The sequence below is a fragment of the Citrobacter sp. RHB36-C18 genome (assembly GCF_013814485.1).
Classification (GTDB): Bacteria; Pseudomonadota; Gammaproteobacteria; order Enterobacterales; family Enterobacteriaceae; genus Citrobacter; species Citrobacter braakii.
In genome coordinates, this window is the sequence record NZ_CP057125.1 from 1,815,564 (window position 1) to 1,834,934 (window position 19,371).

17 protein-coding genes are annotated in these 19,371 nt (G+C 44.1%); all 17 read left to right on the forward strand.

What is annotated here, in order from left to right:
• Positions 1-118 precede the first annotated feature (118 nt).
• The 17 genes from cpsG to HVZ52_RS08550 all read left to right on the forward strand — a co-directional run bounded on the left by cpsG (position 119) and on the right by HVZ52_RS08550 (position 19,362).
• Positions 119-1,489, forward strand: a complete 1,371-nt coding sequence (gene cpsG, locus HVZ52_RS08470) for a colanic acid biosynthesis phosphomannomutase CpsG (RefSeq protein ID WP_016156915.1) — start codon at positions 119-121, stop codon at positions 1,487-1,489.
• Between the two features lie 54 nt (positions 1,490-1,543).
• Complete coding sequence (gene wcaJ, locus HVZ52_RS08475) at positions 1,544-2,938, forward strand: undecaprenyl-phosphate glucose phosphotransferase (RefSeq protein WP_181599121.1); 1,395 nt, start codon at positions 1,544-1,546, stop codon at positions 2,936-2,938.
• 1 nt (position 2,939) lies between these two features.
• On the forward strand, positions 2,940-4,418 hold the full coding sequence (gene wzxC, locus HVZ52_RS08480; RefSeq protein WP_181599122.1) for a colanic acid undecaprenyl disphosphate flippase WzxC: 1,479 nt from the start codon (positions 2,940-2,942) through the stop codon (positions 4,416-4,418).
• A 23-nt stretch (positions 4,419-4,441) separates the two neighbouring features.
• Entirely contained in the window at positions 4,442-5,722 is a 1,281-nt protein-coding gene (gene wcaK / locus HVZ52_RS08485; RefSeq protein ID WP_181599123.1) for a colanic acid biosynthesis pyruvyl transferase WcaK, read from the forward strand.
• Positions 5,719-6,939 carry a colanic acid biosynthesis glycosyltransferase WcaL gene (gene wcaL / locus HVZ52_RS08490; RefSeq protein WP_049040305.1) on the forward strand — a complete coding sequence of 407 codons (1,221 nt, stop codon included), beginning with the start codon at positions 5,719-5,721 and terminating at the stop codon, positions 6,937-6,939. The genes wcaK and wcaL overlap by 4 nt, the downstream gene beginning before the upstream one ends.
• Positions 6,940-6,950: 11 nt before the next feature.
• The gene (gene wcaM / locus HVZ52_RS08495) at positions 6,951-8,345 is read left to right on the forward strand and encodes a colanic acid biosynthesis protein WcaM (RefSeq protein WP_181599124.1); all 1,395 of its coding nucleotides are present in this window, start codon (positions 6,951-6,953) and stop codon (positions 8,343-8,345) included.
• 164 nt (positions 8,346-8,509) lie between these two features.
• Positions 8,510-9,403, forward strand: coding sequence for a GalU regulator GalF (galF, locus tag HVZ52_RS08500; RefSeq protein ID WP_181599125.1), 894 nt, complete (start codon positions 8,510-8,512; stop codon positions 9,401-9,403).
• Between the two features lie 399 nt (positions 9,404-9,802).
• Entirely contained in the window at positions 9,803-10,891 is a 1,089-nt protein-coding gene (gene rfbB / locus HVZ52_RS08505) for a dTDP-glucose 4,6-dehydratase (protein ID WP_181599280.1), read from the forward strand.
• Between the two features lie 18 nt (positions 10,892-10,909).
• The gene (gene rfbA / locus HVZ52_RS08510) at positions 10,910-11,782 is read left to right on the forward strand and encodes a glucose-1-phosphate thymidylyltransferase RfbA (RefSeq protein ID WP_181599281.1); all 873 of its coding nucleotides are present in this window, start codon (positions 10,910-10,912) and stop codon (positions 11,780-11,782) included.
• Between the two features lie 18 nt (positions 11,783-11,800).
• Entirely contained in the window at positions 11,801-12,691 is an 891-nt protein-coding gene (gene rfbD, locus HVZ52_RS08515) for a dTDP-4-dehydrorhamnose reductase (protein ID WP_181599126.1), read from the forward strand.
• Between the two features lie 15 nt (positions 12,692-12,706).
• On the forward strand, positions 12,707-13,255 hold the full coding sequence (rfbC, locus tag HVZ52_RS08520; RefSeq protein WP_181599127.1) for a dTDP-4-dehydrorhamnose 3,5-epimerase: 549 nt from the start codon (positions 12,707-12,709) through the stop codon (positions 13,253-13,255).
• 1 nt (position 13,256) lies between these two features.
• Positions 13,257-14,183 carry a glycosyltransferase family 2 protein gene (locus HVZ52_RS08525; protein ID WP_181599128.1) on the forward strand — a complete coding sequence of 309 codons (927 nt, stop codon included), beginning with the start codon at positions 13,257-13,259 and terminating at the stop codon, positions 14,181-14,183.
• Positions 14,184-14,195: 12 nt separating this feature from the next.
• The gene (locus HVZ52_RS08530; RefSeq protein ID WP_181599129.1) at positions 14,196-14,981 is read left to right on the forward strand and encodes an ABC transporter permease; all 786 of its coding nucleotides are present in this window, start codon (positions 14,196-14,198) and stop codon (positions 14,979-14,981) included.
• Positions 14,971-16,245 carry an ABC transporter ATP-binding protein gene (locus HVZ52_RS08535; protein ID WP_181599130.1) on the forward strand — a complete coding sequence of 425 codons (1,275 nt, stop codon included), beginning with the start codon at positions 14,971-14,973 and terminating at the stop codon, positions 16,243-16,245. The genes HVZ52_RS08530 and HVZ52_RS08535 overlap by 11 nt, the downstream gene beginning before the upstream one ends.
• Positions 16,238-17,470: a class I SAM-dependent methyltransferase gene (locus HVZ52_RS08540; RefSeq protein WP_181599131.1), complete on the forward strand. Its 1,233-nt coding sequence runs from the start codon at positions 16,238-16,240 to the stop codon at positions 17,468-17,470. Before HVZ52_RS08535 ends, HVZ52_RS08540 begins: the two co-directional genes overlap by 8 nt.
• Positions 17,460-18,494: a glycosyltransferase family 2 protein gene (locus HVZ52_RS08545; RefSeq protein ID WP_181599132.1), complete on the forward strand. Its 1,035-nt coding sequence runs from the start codon at positions 17,460-17,462 to the stop codon at positions 18,492-18,494. The genes HVZ52_RS08540 and HVZ52_RS08545 overlap by 11 nt, the downstream gene beginning before the upstream one ends.
• The gene (locus HVZ52_RS08550; protein WP_181599133.1) at positions 18,487-19,362 is read left to right on the forward strand and encodes a hypothetical protein; all 876 of its coding nucleotides are present in this window, start codon (positions 18,487-18,489) and stop codon (positions 19,360-19,362) included. Before HVZ52_RS08545 ends, HVZ52_RS08550 begins: the two co-directional genes overlap by 8 nt.
• Positions 19,363-19,371 lie beyond the last annotated feature (9 nt).

Genomic DNA, 19,371 nt, shown 5'->3' on the forward strand with positions numbered 1-19,371 from the left:
ATCGTTGCCGGATGGCGGCGTGAACACCTTATCCGGCCTAAAAACTAACGGCTAGTCATTTTGTGAAAAATATCTCCAGTCAGGAGAGGGCTAACTGTTGCCTGAAGAAGGGTAAATCATGACGAAATTAACCTGTTTCAAAGCCTACGATATTCGCGGCAGGCTGGGCGAAGAGCTGAATGAAGAGATCGCGTGGCGCATTGGCCGCGCTTACGGCGAGTTCCTGAAGCCAAAATCTATCGTTCTGGGCGGCGATGTGCGTCTGACCAGCGAGACGCTAAAGCTGGCGCTGGCGAAAGGGCTGCAGGATGCGGGGGTGAATGTGCTGGATATTGGCATGTCGGGCACCGAAGAGATTTACTTCGCCACCTTCCACCTTGGCATTGACGGCGGTATTGAAGTGACCGCCAGCCATAATCCGATGGATTACAACGGCATGAAGCTGGTGCGGGAAGGGGCGCGGCCCATCAGCGGTGATACCGGTCTGCGCGACGTGCAGCGCCTGGCGGAAGCCAACGACTTCCCGGCGGTTGATGCGACAAAACGTGGCCACTACCAGCGTATTACTACCCGCGATGCCTACATCGACCACCTGCTGGGTTACATCAATCCCGGCAGCCTGAGACCGATGAAGCTGGTGCTCAACTCCGGCAACGGTGCGGCAGGTCCGGTGGTTGACGCCATTGAAGCCCGTTTTCAGGCGCTGGGTGTGCCGGTCGAGTTCATCAAAATTCACAATACGCCGGATGGCAACTTCCCCAACGGTATTCCTAATCCTCTGCTGCCGGAATGCCGGGCCGACACGCGCAATGCGGTGATTGAACACGGTGCGGATATGGGGATTGCCTTCGACGGTGATTTTGACCGCTGCTTCCTGTTCGATGAAAAAGGTCAGTTCATTGAGGGCTACTACATTGTCGGCCTGCTGGCAGAAGCGTTTCTGGAGAAGAATCCGGGGGCGAAAATTATCCACGACCCGCGCCTGTCCTGGAATACCGTGGACGTGGTGACGGCAGCAGGCGGTAAACCGGTGATGTCAAAAACCGGGCACGCGTTTATCAAAGAGCGCATGCGCCATGAAGATGCCATTTATGGCGGTGAAATGAGCGCGCATCACTATTTCCGTGATTTTGCTTACTGCGACAGCGGAATGATCCCGTGGCTGCTGGTGGCGGAACTGCTGAGTCTGAAAGGACAGTCGCTGGGTGAACTGGTCCGTGACCGGATGGTGGCCTATCCGGCGAGTGGGGAAATCAACAGCACGCTGGCAGAGCCGGCGGCAGCGATTGCGCGTGTGGAGCAGCACTTTTCCCGTGAGGCGCTGACGGTGGACAGAACGGACGGTATCAGCATGGCGTTTGTCGACTGGCGCTTCAATTTACGCTCTTCCAATACCGAACCGGTGGTGCGCCTGAACGTGGAATCGCGCGGAGATATTCCGTTGATGGAAGCGCGAACGCGCACTCTTCTGGCGTTACTGAATCAGTAATGCCGGTGCTTCCTTTGCCCGCTTATGGGCAAAGGGTGACTAACAGGAACCACGATGACACATCTAAAAAAGCGCGAACGCGCCAAAACCAATGCGTCGTTAATTTCGATGGTGCAACGCTTTTCAGATATCACCATCATGTTTGGCGGGTTGTGGGTGATCTGCGAATTAAGCGGTTTGCCTTTCCTGTATATGCACCTGCTGGTGGCGCTGATCACGCTGGTCGTTTTTCAGATGCTCGGTGGCATAACGGATTTTTATCGCTCCTGGCGCGGCGTCAAAATTTCCACTGAGCTGGTGCTGTTACTACAAAACTGGACGCTGAGTCTGATTTTTAGCGCATGTCTGATCGCCTTTAATAACGATTTCGATAACCGTCTCGCCGTCTGGCTGGCATGGTATCTGCTTTCAAGCGTCGGCCTGGTGTTGAGTCGTTCGTTTATTCGCTACGGTGCGGGGTGGCTGCGTAATCGTGGTTACAACACCCGCCGGGTGGCGGTGGCTGGCGACCTGCCCGCCGGACAAATGCTGCTGGACAGTTTTCGCCATGAACCGTGGCTGGGATTTGAAGTGGCGGGGGTCTATCACGACCCAATCCCTGGAAAAAACTCCCGCGACTGGGCCGGTAATCTGCAACAACTGATGGACGACGCCAAAGCTTCACGCATTCATAACGTTTATATCGCCATGTCGATGAGCGATGGCGCCAGCGTAAAAAAACTGGTGCGTGAGTTGGCCGACACCACCTGCTCGGTGATCCTCATTCCTGATGTCTTTACCTTCAATATTCTGCATTCACGGATTGAAGAGATGAACGGCGTTCCGGTAGTGCCGCTGTATGACACGCCGCTCTCGGGGATTAATCGCCTGTTAAAGCGCGCGGAAGATATCGTGCTGGCTTCACTGATCCTGCTGCTTATTTCCCCGGTGCTGTGTGGTATTGCGCTGCTGGTAAAACTGACCTCCAAAGGTCCGGTGATTTTCCGCCAGACCCGCTATGGCATGGACGGGAAGCCGATCAAAGTCTGGAAGTTTCGCTCGATGAAAGTGATGGAGAACGACGCGGTGGTGACGCAGGCGACGCAAAACGATCCGCGCGTTACCCCTGTGGGAAATTTCCTGCGCCGGACGTCGCTCGATGAACTGCCGCAGTTTATTAACGTCCTGACCGGAGGGATGTCTATCGTCGGCCCACGTCCGCATGCGGTGGCGCATAACGAACAGTACCGCCAACTGATCGAGGGGTACATGTTACGCCATAAGGTGAAACCGGGCATTACCGGCTGGGCGCAAATCAACGGCTGGCGCGGTGAAACCGATACGCTGGAAAAAATGGAAAAACGTGTGGAGTTTGATCTCGAATACATTCGCGAGTGGAGCGTGTGGTTCGATATCAAAATTGTTTTTCTGACGGTATTCAAAGGCTTTGTGAACAAAGCGGCGTATTAACATGAGCTTACGAGAAAAAACGCTTAATGGCGCAAAGTGGTCGGCGATTGCTACGGTGATCATTATTGGTCTGGGACTTATCCAGATGACCGTCCTGGCGCGGATTATTGATAACCACCAGTTTGGGTTGTTAACCGTGTCGCTGGTGATCATTGCGCTGGCCGATACGCTGTCGGATTTCGGTATTGCCAACTCAATTATTCAGCGCAAAGACATCGGTTATCTTGAGCTGACTACGCTGTACTGGCTCAACGTTGGGCTGGGTATGGTGGTATGTGTGGTGATGTTTCTGCTTAGCGGGACGATTGCCAGCGTGCTCAATAATCCCGAACTGGCGCCACTCATCAAAACCTTATCGCTGGCGTTTGTGGTGATACCGCACGGGCAGCAGTTTCGCGCGCTGATGCAAAAAGAGCTGGCCTTCAACAAAATTGGCATGATTGAAACCAGTTCGGTGTTGGCCGGTTTTACCTTTACCGTGGTCAGCGCCCATTTCTGGCCGCTCGCGCTGACGGCCATTCTCGGGTATCTGGTGAACTGTACGCTACGAACGCTGCTGTTCGGCTATTTTGGTCGCCGGATTTACCGTCCGGGGCTGCATTTTTCGCTGGCATCCGTTTCGTCGAATCTGCGTTTTGGCGCGTGGCTGACGGCAGACAGCATTATCAATTACCTCAATACCAACCTTTCCTCGCTGGTTTTAGCCAGAACGTTGGGCGCAGGTGTGGCGGGCGGATTCAATCTCGCCTGGAACGTGGCGGTTGTCCCTCCGATCAAACTGAACCCGATTATTACCCGTGTCCTGTTTCCGGCGTTTGCCAAAATTCAGGACGACAGTGAAAAGCTACGGGTGAATTTTTACAAGCTGCTGTCGGTGGTTGGGATCATCAACTTCCCGGTACTCCTGGGATTGATGGTGGTGTCGAACAATGTGGTGCCGCTGGTATTTGGCGAGAAGTGGAACGGTATTATTCCCGTCTTGCAACTGCTGTGCATTGTTGGACTGCTGCGCTCTGTGGGGAATCCGATCGGTTCACTGCTGATGGCGAAAGCACGGGTCGACATCAGCTTCAAATTCAATGTGTTCAAAACCTTTCTGTTTATTCCCGCCATTTTCATCGGTGGTCATCAGGCCGGGGCGATTGGCGTGACGCTGGGCTTTTTGCTGGTCCAGGTGATTAACACGATCCTCAGTTACTTCGTGATGATCAAACCTGTTCTTGGCTCCAGCTACCGCCAGTACATGCTCAGTCTGTGGCTGCCGTTATATCTCTCTTTACCTACCCTTGTGGTGAGCTATGCGCTGGACGTAATGCTGCGCAGCCAACTGTCGCCAGGCGCGTTGCTGGGGATCCAGGTAGCGGCAGGAGCACTGGCGTTCGCGGCGATGATTGTGGTGTCGCGCCATCCGTTAGTGGTGGAAATAAAACGCCAGCTCTGCCGCAGTGAAAAAATGAAAACCTTGCTTCGTGCAGGATAAGAACAACGCTTTAAGAGGTCATAATGAAACTATTAATTTTAGGCAACCATACCTGTGGGAACCGTGGGGATAGCGCGATTCTGCGCGGTTTGCTGGATGCCATTAACGCGTTGCGTCCTGAGACTGAAGTGGATGTTATGAGCCGTTATCCGGTGAGTTCTTCGTGGTTACTGAACCGCCCGGTGATGGGCGATCCGCTGTATTCGCAGATGAAGCAACACAATAACGCCGCGGGCGTTATGGGACGCGTGAAGAAGGTGCTGCGTCGTCGCTATCAGCATCAGGTGCTGCTCTCGCGTGTCACCGATTCCGGTAATCTGCGCAATATCGCGATCGCCCAGGGGTTTACCGATTTTGTTCGTCTGCTGTCGCGCTACGACGCCATTATCCAGGTCGGCGGATCGTTTTTTGTCGATCTGTATGGCGTACCGCAGTTTGAACATGCCCTGTGTACGTTTATGGCGAAAAAACCGCTGTACATGATTGGCCACAGCGTGGGGCCATTCCAGGATGAACAGTTTAATCAACTGGCGAACTACGTTTTTGGACACTGTAATACGTTGATTTTGCGTGAATCCGTCAGTCTGGATCTGATGAAGCGCAGTGCAATAAACACGGATAAAGTCGAAACCGGGGTAGATACCGCCTGGCTGGTAAATAATCATGATGAGGATTATGAGCCTGGTTATGCCGTACAGCACTGGTTACACATGGCGGCAAAACAGAAGACCGTTGCCATTACTCTGCGTGAGCTGGCTCCTTTTGATAAGCGTCTGGGGACAACGCAGCAGGCCTATGAGCAAGCCTTTGCCGGGGTAGTGAACCGCATCCTTGATGAAGGTTACCAGGTGATAGCGCTGTCAACCTGTACCGGTATTGATAGTTACAACAAAGATGACCGCATGGTGGCGTTGAACCTGCGCCAGTATATTAACGACCCGGGCCGTTATCACGTGGTGATGGATGAACTCAACGACCTGGAGATGGGGAAAATTTTGGCTGCATGCGATCTGACTGTGGGGACTCGTTTACACTCGGCCATCATCTCGATGAATTTTATGACGCCAGCCATCGCCATTAATTATGAGCATAAATCGGCAGGGATCATGCAACAACTGGGGTTAGCAGAGATGGCCGTCGATATTCGCCATCTGCTCGATGGCAGCCTGGAAGGAAAGGTCGCCGATGCTCTCGGACAGCTACCTGAGCTGAACATACGTCTCGGCGACGCGGTTAGGCGTGAGCGTGAACGTGGGGTGAACATGGTGCAATCGGTTTTAACGCGTATTGAGGGGGAAAAATGAAGGTTGGCTTTTTCCTGCTTAAATTTCCGCTCTCCTCCGAGACCTTTGTACTCAATCAGATTACCGCATTTATCGACATGGGCTACGACGTGGAAATTGTCGCGTTGCACAAGGGCGATCTTGAAAATACCCATGCTTCATTTAATACCTACCGTCTGGGTGAAAAAACGCGCTGGTTACTGAATGAGCCGAACAGCAAACTGGCGAAGCTTAAGTATAGGGCAGTGGCGGCCCTGCGCGGTATTACCCGCGCAGCCACCTGGAAAGCGCTGAATGTTTCACGCTATGGCGATGAGGCGCGCAATCTGATTTTGGCGGCCATTTGTGGCGCGAACCCGCGGGCGTTTGAAGCGGATGTGTTTATCGCTCATTTTGGACCCGCAGGCGTAACGGCCGCCAAGCTGCGTGAGCTAGGGATGATCCGCGGCAAAATCGCCACGGTATTTCACGGCATTGATGTTTCGCATCGGGATGTGCTTGCCCACTACACCCCTGAATATCAGCAACTGTTTGAACGTGGGGATTTGATGTTACCTATTAGCAACCTCTGGGCCGGACGTTTAAAAAATATGGGGTGCCCGCCGCAGAAAATTGCGGTCTCGCGCATGGGAATCGATATGACGCGCTTTACGCCACGCCAGTTGAAATCGCCTGCCGCCCCGCTGGAGATTATCTCTGTCGCCAGGTTAACTGAGAAAAAAGGACTGCACGTCGCCATCGAAGCCTGTCGTCAGTTGAAAGAGCAGGGCGTCGCATTCCGTTATCGCATCCTTGGCATTGGCCCCTGGGAGCGTCGTCTGCGTACGCTGATCGAGCAATATCAACTTGATGATGTGATTGAGATGCCTGGCTTTAAACCCAGTCATCAGGTGAAGGAAATGCTTGAGCAGGCCGATGTCTTTTTGCTGCCCTCAATTACCGGAAGGGATGGCGATATGGAGGGGATCCCGGTGGCGCTGATGGAGGCGATGGCGGTGGGCATCCCGGTGATTTCCACCGTCCATAGTGGGATCCCTGAACTGGTCGAGTCGGGCAAGTCTGGCTGGCTGGCACCGGAAAACGATGCGCAGGCGCTGGCCGAGCGATTAGCGGCATTTAGCCTGCTCGACAGTGAGCAGGTGCAGCCGATTGTGCAGTGCGCGCGAGAAAAAATTGCAACTGAATTTAATCAGTTAGCGATCAATAAACAGTTAGCCAGTCTGCTGCAAACGATGTAAATCGAGGTTGTATGTCAGAGAAAAAACTCTCACGCCGTACTTTTCTGACGGCAGGCTCTGCGCTTGTCGTGCTGCATTCTCCCGTTGTTCGGGCGCTAGAATCACTAGGCAGCGTCAACATTCAGGATTACAACCCACAGGATTGGGTGGCCTCTTTCAGGCAGGCGTTCAAAGAAGGACAAACGGTCGTCGTACCAACAGGGCTGGAATGTAAGGATCTCAATACCGCCATCGTTATCCCACCAGGCAAAACGCTATTCCTGCAAGGGCGAATAAGTGGCAATGGCCGTGGGCGCTTTGTTCTGCAGGATGGATGCAAGGTGATGGGCGAGCAGGGCGGGAGCCTGAGGAACGTTACTCTCGATGTGCGGGGGTCGGACTGTGTGATAAAAGGGATTGCCATGAGCGGTTTCGGTCCGGTGACGCAAATCTATATCGGCGGTAAAACCTCGAGGCTGATGCGTAATCTGACTATCGATGATATTACCGTCACGCGTGCTAACTATGGCATTTTGCGTCAGGGTTTTCATAATCGAATGGACGGCGTAAAGATCACGAACAGCCGTTTTAGCGATTTACAGGGTGATGCTATCGAGTGGAATGTGGCGATAAACGACAGCAATATCCTCATTTCTGACCATGTCATTGAACGTATCAACTGTACCAACGGCAACGTGAACTGGGGCATCGGCATCGGTCTGGCGGGGAGTACCTATGACAATACCTATCCCGATGAACTGGCGGTAAAAAACTTTGTGGTAGCGAACATCACCGGTAGCGACTGCCGACAGTTAGTCCATGTGGAGAACGGCAAACACTTTATTATTCGTAATATTACCGCGCGAAATATCACTCCAGATTATAGTAAGAAAGCGGGCATTGATAATGCGACGGTCGCTATTTACGGATGTGATAATTTCGTAATTGATAATATCAATATGGAGAATAGCGCAGGTATGCTCATTGGTTACGGCGTAATCAAAGGGCGTTATTTATCCATTCCACAAAACTTTAAGTTAAATAATATCCATCTGGATAATACGAAACGTGAATACAAATTGCGCGGTATTCAGATCTCCTCTGGTAATGCGACATCATTTGTGGCGATTACCAATGTGGAGATGAAACGTGCCACGCTTGAGTTGCATAACCAACCACAGCACCTTTTTTTACGTAACATCAGGGTTATGCAGCAATCCGCGACGGGACCCGCGCTTAAGATGCACTTCGATCTCCGTCAGGATGTGCGCGGCAAGTTTATGGCAAAACAGGACACATTACTCTCGCTGGCGAATGTCCATGCGGTAAACGAAACCGGGCAAAGCTCAGTTGACATCGACCGGGTAAACCATCAGGTGGTGAATGTCGAAGCGGTGAATTTTCGACTCCCGGGACGGGAGAGGTAACTTTGCGACCATTCCTGGCTAAAGTGACACTCCCTGGGATTAAGATTACTGCATTGCGAAGTTAAGCGGCGTAACATACGCTGCATCGGAGTAATGTAATTCATACTGGCTAAAACAAGCTAAAAAGCTATAATTCAGCAACAATTGAATAGGTGAATGACTTAATGATTAATTTGAAAGCAGTTATTCCGGTAGCAGGTCTGGGGATGCACATGTTGCCTGCCACGAAGGCAATCCCTAAAGAGATGCTACCGATCGTAGACAAGCCGATGATTCAATACATTGTCGACGAAATTGTAGCTGCAGGTATCAAAGAAATCGTGCTGGTGACTCATGCGTCTAAGAACGCGGTTGAGAACCACTTCGACACCTCTTACGAACTCGAATCGTTGCTTGAGCAGCGTGTTAAGCGCCAGCTATTAGCCGAGGTGCAGTCTATCTGTCCTCCAGGCGTGACTATTATGAACGTTCGTCAGGCTCAGTTACTGGGTCTGGGTCATTCAATTCTTTGTGCTCGCCCAATTGTTGGTGATAACCCTTTTGTCGTCGTATTACCTGACGTCATTCTTGATACAGCGAGCGCGGATCCGCTGCGCTACAACCTGGCAGCCATGGTTGCTCGTTTTAATGAAACCGGGCGTAGTCAGGTGCTGGCTAAGCGTATGGAAGGCGATTTGTCTGAGTACTCTGTTATTCAGACCAAAGAACCTTTAGATAACGAAGGTAAAGTCAGCCGTATCGTTGAATTCATTGAAAAACCAGACCAGCCGCAGACTCTGGATTCCGATCTGATGGCAGTAGGGCGCTACGTGCTTTCTGCTGATATCTGGGCAGAACTGGAGCATACCCAGCCTGGTGCCTGGGGGCGTATTCAGTTGACGGATGCTATTGCTGAGCTGGCTAAAAAACAGTCGGTTGATGCGATGCTGATGACTGGCGACAGCTACGACTGCGGGAAGAAAATGGGCTATATGCAGGCGTTTGTTAAGTACGGCCTGCGTAACCTGAAAGAAGGGCCGAAGTTCCGCGTAAGTATTGAAAAGTTGCTCACTAAGTAGTCATAAATAAGACGTGCAAGAATTTGCTTACTGTAAAGGCAGTTGAGGACAAAAGAAGAGATAATAGGCTTCATTCGTCTTCACTGCTTTTTATTTTTGGCTAATTGACTCAGTGATTAAGGTTGAAATTTGTACCTTCGGAGCTGGTTAACAGTGCGAGATTTTTCTTGTTTCCCTGTAGGTTTGAGCAGAAAATAGATGTAACATTTTGTGCTTGGTAACGATTTTCAACTACGTTATTCTACGCGCTTTCACAGAAATTGACGGTAGTTGTATCTAGTACGCTGGTAGCTATAGAGCCAGGGGCGGTAGCGTGCCTTGATAAAGCATGTTTTTCGCTCATCTTATGGTCTGCCCGGTGCGTTATTTAAATTAGCAAAAGTAAAACGGAAGATTCACGTGAAAATATTGGTCACTGGTGGGGCAGGGTTTATTGGATCTGCTGTTGTTCGGCACATCATAAATAATACGCAAGATGCTGTTGTTAATGTTGATAAATTAACCTACGCAGGTAATCTTGAGTCTTTGGCTGAGATTTCCAGTAATAGCCGTTACGTTTTTGAACGTGCGGATATTTGTGATGGTGACGCAATGGCGCGCATTTTCGCAGAACATCAACCGGATGCGGTGATGCATCTTGCAGCTGAAAGCCATGTGGATCGCTCTATTACTGGGCCAGCTGCGTTTATTGAAACCAACATTGTTGGGACCTACGTACTGCTTGAAGCCGCGCGAAAATACTGGTCGCAACTGGATGATCCCCGTAAGGCTGCGTTTCGTTTCCACCATATTTCAACTGATGAAGTGTATGGTGATTTACCTCATCCTGATGAGGTTCCTGCCGGTACAGAATTGCCACTGTTTACAGAAAAAACGCCTTATTCCCCAAGCAGTCCTTATTCCTCTTCCAAGGCATCCAGCGACCATTTGGTTCGCGCCTGGCGCCGTACTTACGGCATGCCAACGCTGGTGACCAACTGCTCCAATAACTATGGTCCGTACCATTTCCCGGAAAAGCTCATTCCACTAATCATTCTGAATGCACTGGCCGGTAAACCTCTGCCGGTGTATGGCAACGGTGAGCAGATTCGTGACTGGTTGTATGTGGAAGACCACGCGCGTGCGCTGTATAAAGTCGTGACCACTGGTGTGGCGGGTGAAACCTATAATATTGGCGGCCACAACGAGCGTAAGAATATCGAAGTGGTCAACACGATTTGTACTATTCTCGATGAGATTATTTCTAACAAACCTGATGGAATTAGTAGCTATTCACAATTAGTTACTTATGTCGCCGATCGCCCCGGCCACGACCTACGCTATGCCATTGATGCAAGCAAAATACAGGATGAGCTAGGCTGGGTTCCTGAAGAGACCTTCGAGTCAGGCATCAGAAAAACTGTTGAATGGTATCTCAACAATCAGGGGTGGTGGAAACGTGTAATGGATGGTTCTTACGCAGGCGAACGTCTGGGTCTGACGGATTAATAATTACAGGACAAAATGATGAAAGGCATTGTATTAGCGGGTGGTTCCGGAACCCGTCTGTATCCTATTACTCAGGGGGTGTCGAAACAGCTGTTACCCGTTTACGACAAACCTATGATTTTTTATCCCATTTCTGTGCTGATGCTGGCTGGGATACGTGACATTTTAATTATTACAACACCGGAAGATATGCCGTCATTTCAGCGTCTGCTGGGAAATGGTGAGCAGTTTGGGATCCGTCTCTCCTATGAGGTGCAGCCGTCCCCGGATGGCTTGGCTCAGGCTTTTATCATCGGCGAAGAGTTCATTAACAATGAACCTTGTGCGCTGGTACTCGGTGATAATATCTATTTTGGTCAGAGTTTTGGTAAAAAACTAGAAGCTGCCGCGCAGTTAACCAACGGGGCAGTGGTCTTCGGGTATCAGGTCCAGGATCCCGAGCGTTTTGGGGTGGTTGAGTTTGATGGAAATAACAAAGCTCTCTCTATCGAAGAAAAACCGCTGAAACCTAAATCCAACTGGGCGGTCACCGGCCTCTACTTTTATGACAGCAACGTAGTGGAAATGGCGAAACGTGTTAAGCCTTCCGCTCGTGGCGAACTAGAAATTACTACCCTGAACCAGATGTATCTTGATCAGGGGGATCTGCAGGTTGAACTGCTGGGGCGTGGCTTTGCATGGCTTGACACTGGTACCCATGACAGCTTGGTAGAAGCATCCCAGTTTATACATACCATTGAAAAACGTCAGGGTATGAAGGTTGCTTGCCTAGAAGAGATCGCTTTCCGCAAAGGGTGGCTGACCATAGAGCAGGTTTCAGATCAAGCTAAAAAAATGGCAAAAAATGATTATGGTCGTTATTTACGTACCTTAATAAATGAACAAATCTAGTCTGGTGTGTTTTATCAAATGAAAATTTTGTTATTTGGAAAGAATGGGCAGGTTGGTTGGGAATTACAGCGTGCATTGTCGCCACTGGGGGAGTTGATTGCCATTGATTACTTTGATAGAGAGTTTTGCGGCGATCTCACTAATCTGGAAGGTATTGCGGAAACTATTCGCCGCGTTAAACCTGATGTAGTTGTGAACGCGGCTGCCCATACTGCTGTCGATAAAGCGGAAAGTGAAAAGTTACATGCAGCACGATTAAATGCTGAAAGTGTTGAAGTATTGGCTAAAGAGACTGCAAGAATTAATGCGCTGCTTATCCATTATTCAACTGATTATGTTTTCGACGGTTCAGGTTCTCATTATCGGACAGAAGATGAAGATACTGGACCTCTAAATGTTTACGGACAAACCAAGCTGGCAGGTGAACGTGCGATAGCTAGATATAATCCGAGACATTTTATTTTCCGCACAAGCTGGGTTTATGCCACCCGTGGTGAAAACTTTATAAAAACAATGCTGCGGCTGGCAAAAGAAAAAGAGGTACTTTCTATTATCAATGATCAGCATGGTGCCCCAACTAGTGCTGATTTGCTTGCAGATTGCACAGCAATAGCCATTCGCACAGAACGTAATAATCGGAACCATTATGGTGTTTATCACTTAGTAGCTAGTGGTGAAACGACCTGGTGTGATTATGCTAAGTACATATTTTCTGTTGCCGAAAAAGTAGGTGTATCATTGTCATTAAAAGAGGTGAATGGTATTCCTAGTACTTCTTATCGTACCCCTGCGGTACGGCCTCACAATTCACGTTTGTCAAATAAAAAATTCCAACAAGCTTTCGACGTAAACATCTCTGATTGGAAGAATGGTGTTAAGCGTGTTGTGAAAGAAATAATTAGTAAATAATTATAGAGATATACAATGAATATTATTAATACTGACATTCCTGATGTGCTTATTTTTGAGCCTAAAGTTTTTAGTGACGAGCGTGGCTTTTTCTTTGAAAGTCATAATCAAAAATTTTTTGAAGAAGCTGTGGGAAGAAAGGTTGAGTTTGTACAAGACAATCATTCTCAATCACAAAAAGGTGTCTTGCGAGGTCTTCATTATCAGCTAAACCCGCACGCGCAGGGGAAATTGGTACGCTGTATAGAAGGCGAAGTATTTGATGTGGCAGTTGACATTCGTAAAAGCTCACCAACTTTTGGTCAATGGGTTGGTGTGAATCTGAGTGCCGAAAACAAACGTCAACTATGGATTCCAGAAGGTTTTGCCCATGGCTTTTTGACTATGAGCAATAAAGCACAATTTGTTTATAAAACAACAAACTATTACTCACCTACTTCTGAACGTTGTATTAAGTGGGATGATAGCGATTTGAGTATATCATGGCCAATTGCTGATCTGCTTACACTATCAGACAAAGATAACAAAGGGATTAGATTAACAATTTCCGAGTTATTTGATTAAAATGGAAACTAATAAATCTGTCGCAATTTTAATGTGCACATATAATGGCGAGAAGTTTATAGAAGAACAAATAAAATCAATTTTCACTCAAACTTATAAGAATTGGGTTTTATATGTGTCTGATGATGGTTCAACTGATGGTACTATTTCAAAAATAAAAACTTTAGCCAGGGAATACGGATACGATAACATCATTTTTTTACATGGCCCAAAAGCTGGTTTTGCAAAAAACTTCATTTCTTTACTATCGATAAATAAACAATACGACTATTATGCATTTTGTGATCAAGATGATATCTGGCATAAAGATAAACTCAAGGCAGGCATTGAGTTAATTAATAGAAAGGAATCAAATGAACCTGTTTTATATTGTGGTAGAACAAGGTTGATTGATCAATTTGGAAATGTCATTGGTTACTCACCATTATTTAGGAAGTGCCCTGGGTTTCGCAACTCATTGGTACAAAGCTTAGCTGGTGGGAATACAATGATTTTTAACTCTGAATTACATAGTATATTATGTAATCTCAATGTGTCCTCAAATTTTATCTCTCATGATTGGACTGTTTATCAGTTAGCTTCAGCTTGCGGAAGCCACATTATATATGATAGTAAAGCATATATAGATTATCGACAGCATGAAAATAACTTGATTGGAGCTAATACAAATATTAGTGCTAAAATCGTCAGACTTAGAATGTTAATACACAATGAATTTAAATTTTACAATGATGTTAATGAACATAATTTGCTAAAATTAACGGACAAATTTACAAAAGAAAATTGTCGTATATTTAATTTGTTTATTTTAATGAGGAAAAGCAATTTTTTTATGAGAGTGCGTCTTTTCTTTAAACTACGGATTTATCGTCAAACTTTCTGGGGAAACTGTGGTTTAATCCTCGCAATATTATCCAACAAAATATAACTTACGGTAATTATGTGTATTTCAAGAAAAAATATTCGTCTAATAATAGATCTTTCAAAAAGAGATATTTTATCTAAATATAAAGGATCCTTTTTTGGTTTCTTATGGGCTATCATAACTCCTTTATTGTTGCTGATGGTTTATTCGTTTGTGTTCGGGACAATATTTAAATCTCGTTGGGCTGGAGTTGAAAATTCAAAAGCTGATTTTGCAATTATATTATTCATTGGTATGTTAACTTATAATATTTTTGCTGATAGCGTATCACGTTCTCCGTGGCTTATTAGCGGAAATGCAAACTTTGTTAAAAAAATAATATTCCCAATCGAAATTTTGCCAATTGTAAATGTTATATCTGCCCTTTTTAATTTCTTTATGGGTTTTATTGCTTGGATTTTTATTCTTTTATTTTTTGGTGGAGAAGTACACTCAACTATACTCTTAATGCCTATATATTTATTGCCAGTTATAATGATTTCTCTCGGTGCTGGTTGGTTCTTTTCTGCACTCGGAGTATATTTCAAGGATGTTGCGCAGTTCATAGGCGTTCTCGTCATGATATTGATGTTTTCATGTCCAATTTTTTATCCAATGTCATCTGTACCAGAAAAGTATCAATTCATATTTCATTTGAACCCAATAGCAATGACCATTGAAATGATCCGGGAGGTTGCTATATTTGGAATTATCCCATCTGTAGTTATGTTTTCTAAAGTACTATTTTTTTCTTGCATTGTCACAATAGTTGGCTTTATTTTCTTTAGAAAATGTAAAGGAGGATTTTCTGATGTCTTATGACTTTGCGCTGGAAATAAATAATATAAGTAAAAAATATAAAATGTATGACAATTCTCGACAGCGCTTTATGGATATATTCAGTAATGGATATTTAGGTAAGGCCAGGGATTTTTATGCTCTTAAAGATTTTTCCCTTAAGGTAAAGAAAGGTGAATCTGTTGGTATTCTTGGGAAGAACGGCGCTGGCAAATCTACTTTACTACAAATCCTTGCGGGTATTTTGCCACCATCATCAGGAAAAATTACTATTAATGGAAAAGTTTCTGCTCTCTTGGAGCTTGGAGCTGGGTTTAATCCCGAATTTAGTGGCCGAGAAAATATAAAGTTAAGTGCGACTATTTATGGTGTAGAGTTAACAAAAACAAAAGAGAACGAAATCATTTCATTTGCAGATATTGGTGAGTTTATAGAACAACCAGTAAAAGTTTATTCAAGCGGCATGTTTATTAGGTTAGCTTTTGCCATCGCATCACAGATGGAGCCTGATATATTAATCGTAGATGAAGCGTTATCCGTTGGGGACTTACAATTTCAAACAAAATGCCTACGTTTAATTGAAAAGTTACGCGAAAAGGGATGTACATTCATTTTTGTTTCTCATAGTCCCCGCATGGTGGAACTGTTTTGCGATAGGGCAATTTGGCTCCAGGATGGCGTTGTTAAGGTAGATGGGGAACCAAAAAAAGTTGTCAGAGCATACGAAAATTACATGACGGGTGGCTTAGATTCTGTAGAAACTAAATCAAATGAGAAGAACGACGCTGACTATGAAAATTCAGGAACAGAAGGGTATATATTTGTTGATGCAAATAAACATATAGAATCACAGGCTGGATTTAGTTTCGATTCCGTCAGAATAATGATAAACGATGTCATTAATCCAAGTGTGTGGGATAGCGAAGCATTTAAATTGACAGTCGAAGCAAAATATAAACTTGGGTATGTACCTGAAAAACCTCTTTGGGCAATGGGAATTTTTAATGAGCTAAACCAACCAGTTATACATTTTAATTCTGATAATGATAATGTATTATTCCAAAAAAATCCTAAAGGTATGGAATGCGGGACTGTAAAATTCTCAGCTGATATACCTGCCCTTAGACCGGGTGATTATCTCATCGCACTGGGTTTAGACGAGGGAGTTCCTGGCAATAGTATTGTTCTCACTCATGTTTACGATGCCTTTAAACTTGTCATTTCTCAAACTGCAGATTCTCCTCAGGCAGGGTATATTCAACTCACGGGATGTATGATTAATGATTAATAAAGATTACCGACTTTTTGATGACTATAATCCGAGATTAGATTCAATCAACTATGTCGATGGACATGATTCCCTAGAAGGTATAACATATCAACCATATGTTTATCAATCTGCTTTTGAAATTGTTAAACGTACAAGTGCAAAGTTCATAATAGATATTGGTTGCGGTGATGGGAAAAAAATATTAAAAGTTAAAGATTATGTATCTGAATGCAAGATAATAATGATTGATCACCAATTTATAATCGATAACATCACAACGAAATATGATTTTGCTCAGTATATAGCAGCAGATTTCGATCTCGATATCCCAGAGATCTCTGAAGAAATTCTTAACGACTCTGTTATTGTTTGTAGCGATGTTATTGAACATCTGAGAAACCCCAGCGTGCTACTGAAATTTTTTAGCAGAGTAAAACTTTTAGTAAAAGGAATTGTAATTTCTACTCCAGATAGAGTTCAAGAACGGGGGCTTTTTGACTATGGACCTCCAACTAACCCATTTCATGTACTTGAATGGTCTTTGGATGAGTTTTGCCGTCTACTTAACGATTATGGTTTTACAAATAAGATTTTTGCAGGATTAACTGTTTCGAATAATCTTCTCAAAGCTAAAACCACTTTAATTGTAATATCTAGCAAGTATTCAGATTATCCGATAGGAAGTTACGTTAACTTTGAAGTTATAAACAGTATAGCAAAACTTGATAAAAAAAATCTCCCCATCTCGATACATCGTTTTATCATAAAAACTTTTAAGGGAATGCAAATATCAGATGATAAATGGTATATGTTCAAAGAAGAAAACGAAGAAATTACAACTGTTAACTTAAGAGTTAGCGTATCTGAATTTTTGTCACTGGCAGATACAAATGATTATGAGATAATTTATAAATCTGAAGTTGAGGTGCACAATAAGATCAATAAATTATGGTATGGTGATACGAGTCTAGTTAGTGGACATAATAAAGAATCAATTGCAGCGATCAAAGGTTCATGTATTAAAAAGATAATGAAGACAAGTTCTACCGAAATAAAAAAAATAAACGTCAAAGTCTATCCCTTTAATTTGATTGGTAAGAGGTTTTTTTGCAAAAAAAGAAATTTTTTCACAGGTAAATTCAATAGAATTGAAAAATTCCCGATGGGAAAATGGCATGAGAGCCTTGTGCGGAAAGATTATATTTTAGAGTTATTATTTGGAACATCTTTTTATGAAAAGTAAGATTAAACAATTGGTTAAAAAATCAAAAGCGGCAAGAACAATTTATTTTTATCTTGTATCGAAAATGCCATTTATTGAAAATATATTATCTCTTTATAGATATTCAAAATGGTTAAAAAAATATCGACTACAATTATCTTGTAGTAATAATGATTATTACGAAAATATATACCAAGAATTACATTTAAAATGTTTGCATTCTGTTTTGAAGTCAGAAGTTGAGAAACCTCTGATTATAATGACTACATATAACGATCATGATATTATAGAAAACATTATTCGGCAGAATGACAAATTAGGATATGAGCAGATCATTATTGATAACTGGTCTGATGATGGCACTTGGTCAATTATCTCTAAACTAAAGTCTGAAATTTCATCTGTGCTAGATACCATGCAATTCCCATTTGACGGTCCTACAAATGACTATCAGTGGAAGGCGATGTTAGATTTGAAGTCTGAAATTGCTTTAAATTATAAGCATCGCTGGATTCTACATCAAGATAGTGATGAGATTACCATCTCTCCTTTTTATAATATTAATATTGGTATTGCTTTAAATGCAATTAGAGACTTAGGCTTTAATTGTATTTCGTTAAGAATGCTTGATTTTACGCCAGTTGATAATAATTTTACGGTTGGTAATCCAGTAACACATTTTAACTATTATCGTATCTCTAGTATTCCTTCATATGGATTGCAGAACAAAATCTGGTATCAGGGAGATGAAAGAATAGATTTGAGCCATGCAGGCGGACATGATGCTGCTTTCAAAGATAGGAAAGTTTTTCCGATTAGATTACCTCGTTTTCACTATAGTATTCGCTCAATTGAACATGCAAAAAGCAAATACTCTCCGAAACGATTGGTTCGTTCTGAATCTGAACGATCTACATTGGGATGGCATACTCACGTCGAGGTTAAATTAAATGAGAAAATTATATTCGATAAAGAAGAATTAATTGAATATAATTTTAGTGATCTGTATTCTAATAAATTCCATTGGTTTACATATAATGGCTAAAATTAAAGTTTTAAACGTCGGCCCTATCGAATGGTTTTCTCCTCATTTTGCTTATACTGATGATGTTTTTGAATGTTCTTCATATGACCCGTTCAAGCAGAATGTTTCTCTCCTTGATTTCTGTAAGGAGTATAAGCCTGATATTCTTTTGGTTTTTAGAGGTGATTTAGTTAGAAGCCAATTATATAAGCTAAGTCATGTGTATCAAATTGAATTCTCAAGTGAGATATTTCCAACTAACATATTCTCTACTAAAAGGTCAGAATGGCTTGCAGTTAGAAAATTCATGCATTGTTTAAAAGACATTAATCCTCATGCAAACTTATTCCATTACGACAAATCTAGAAAATTTTTTATGGAATCGTTAGGATTTGATATTAAATATCATTTCTTGCCGGTTAATAAATTGTATTTTAATCCAAATGAAAAAAAAGATATCGATTTATTGTTTTTTGGTAGAGCTTCGCAGAAGAGAACGGATGCTTTTTCTAAACTTAAAGAATCCGGTTTAAAATTTGTCTGGATTGAAAATGGACTGGATTGGCAAGAATTATCATCTTTTATTTCAAGAAGCAAAATAGTTCTCAATATCACGGCTGAAGATATTGATAATTTCGAACCCAGAATTCTTTTGGGCTTAGTTGGTGGAGCTCATATAATTACAGAACCATCTGTGGGTTTAGATCTATTTTTGAATGAAAATCCTCAATTCCGCTCTTCGATAAGAATAGTTCTGCCAAACTCTTCAGAGATATTATCGTCAGCAAAATGCATTCTTGCTAATAATTGCCATGATTTTAATTCCGTTGATGTTGATTTTATTTCGACAAACAATTTTTTAATAAAGTATTTAGAATCAAGTTTATAATAGGGAGAG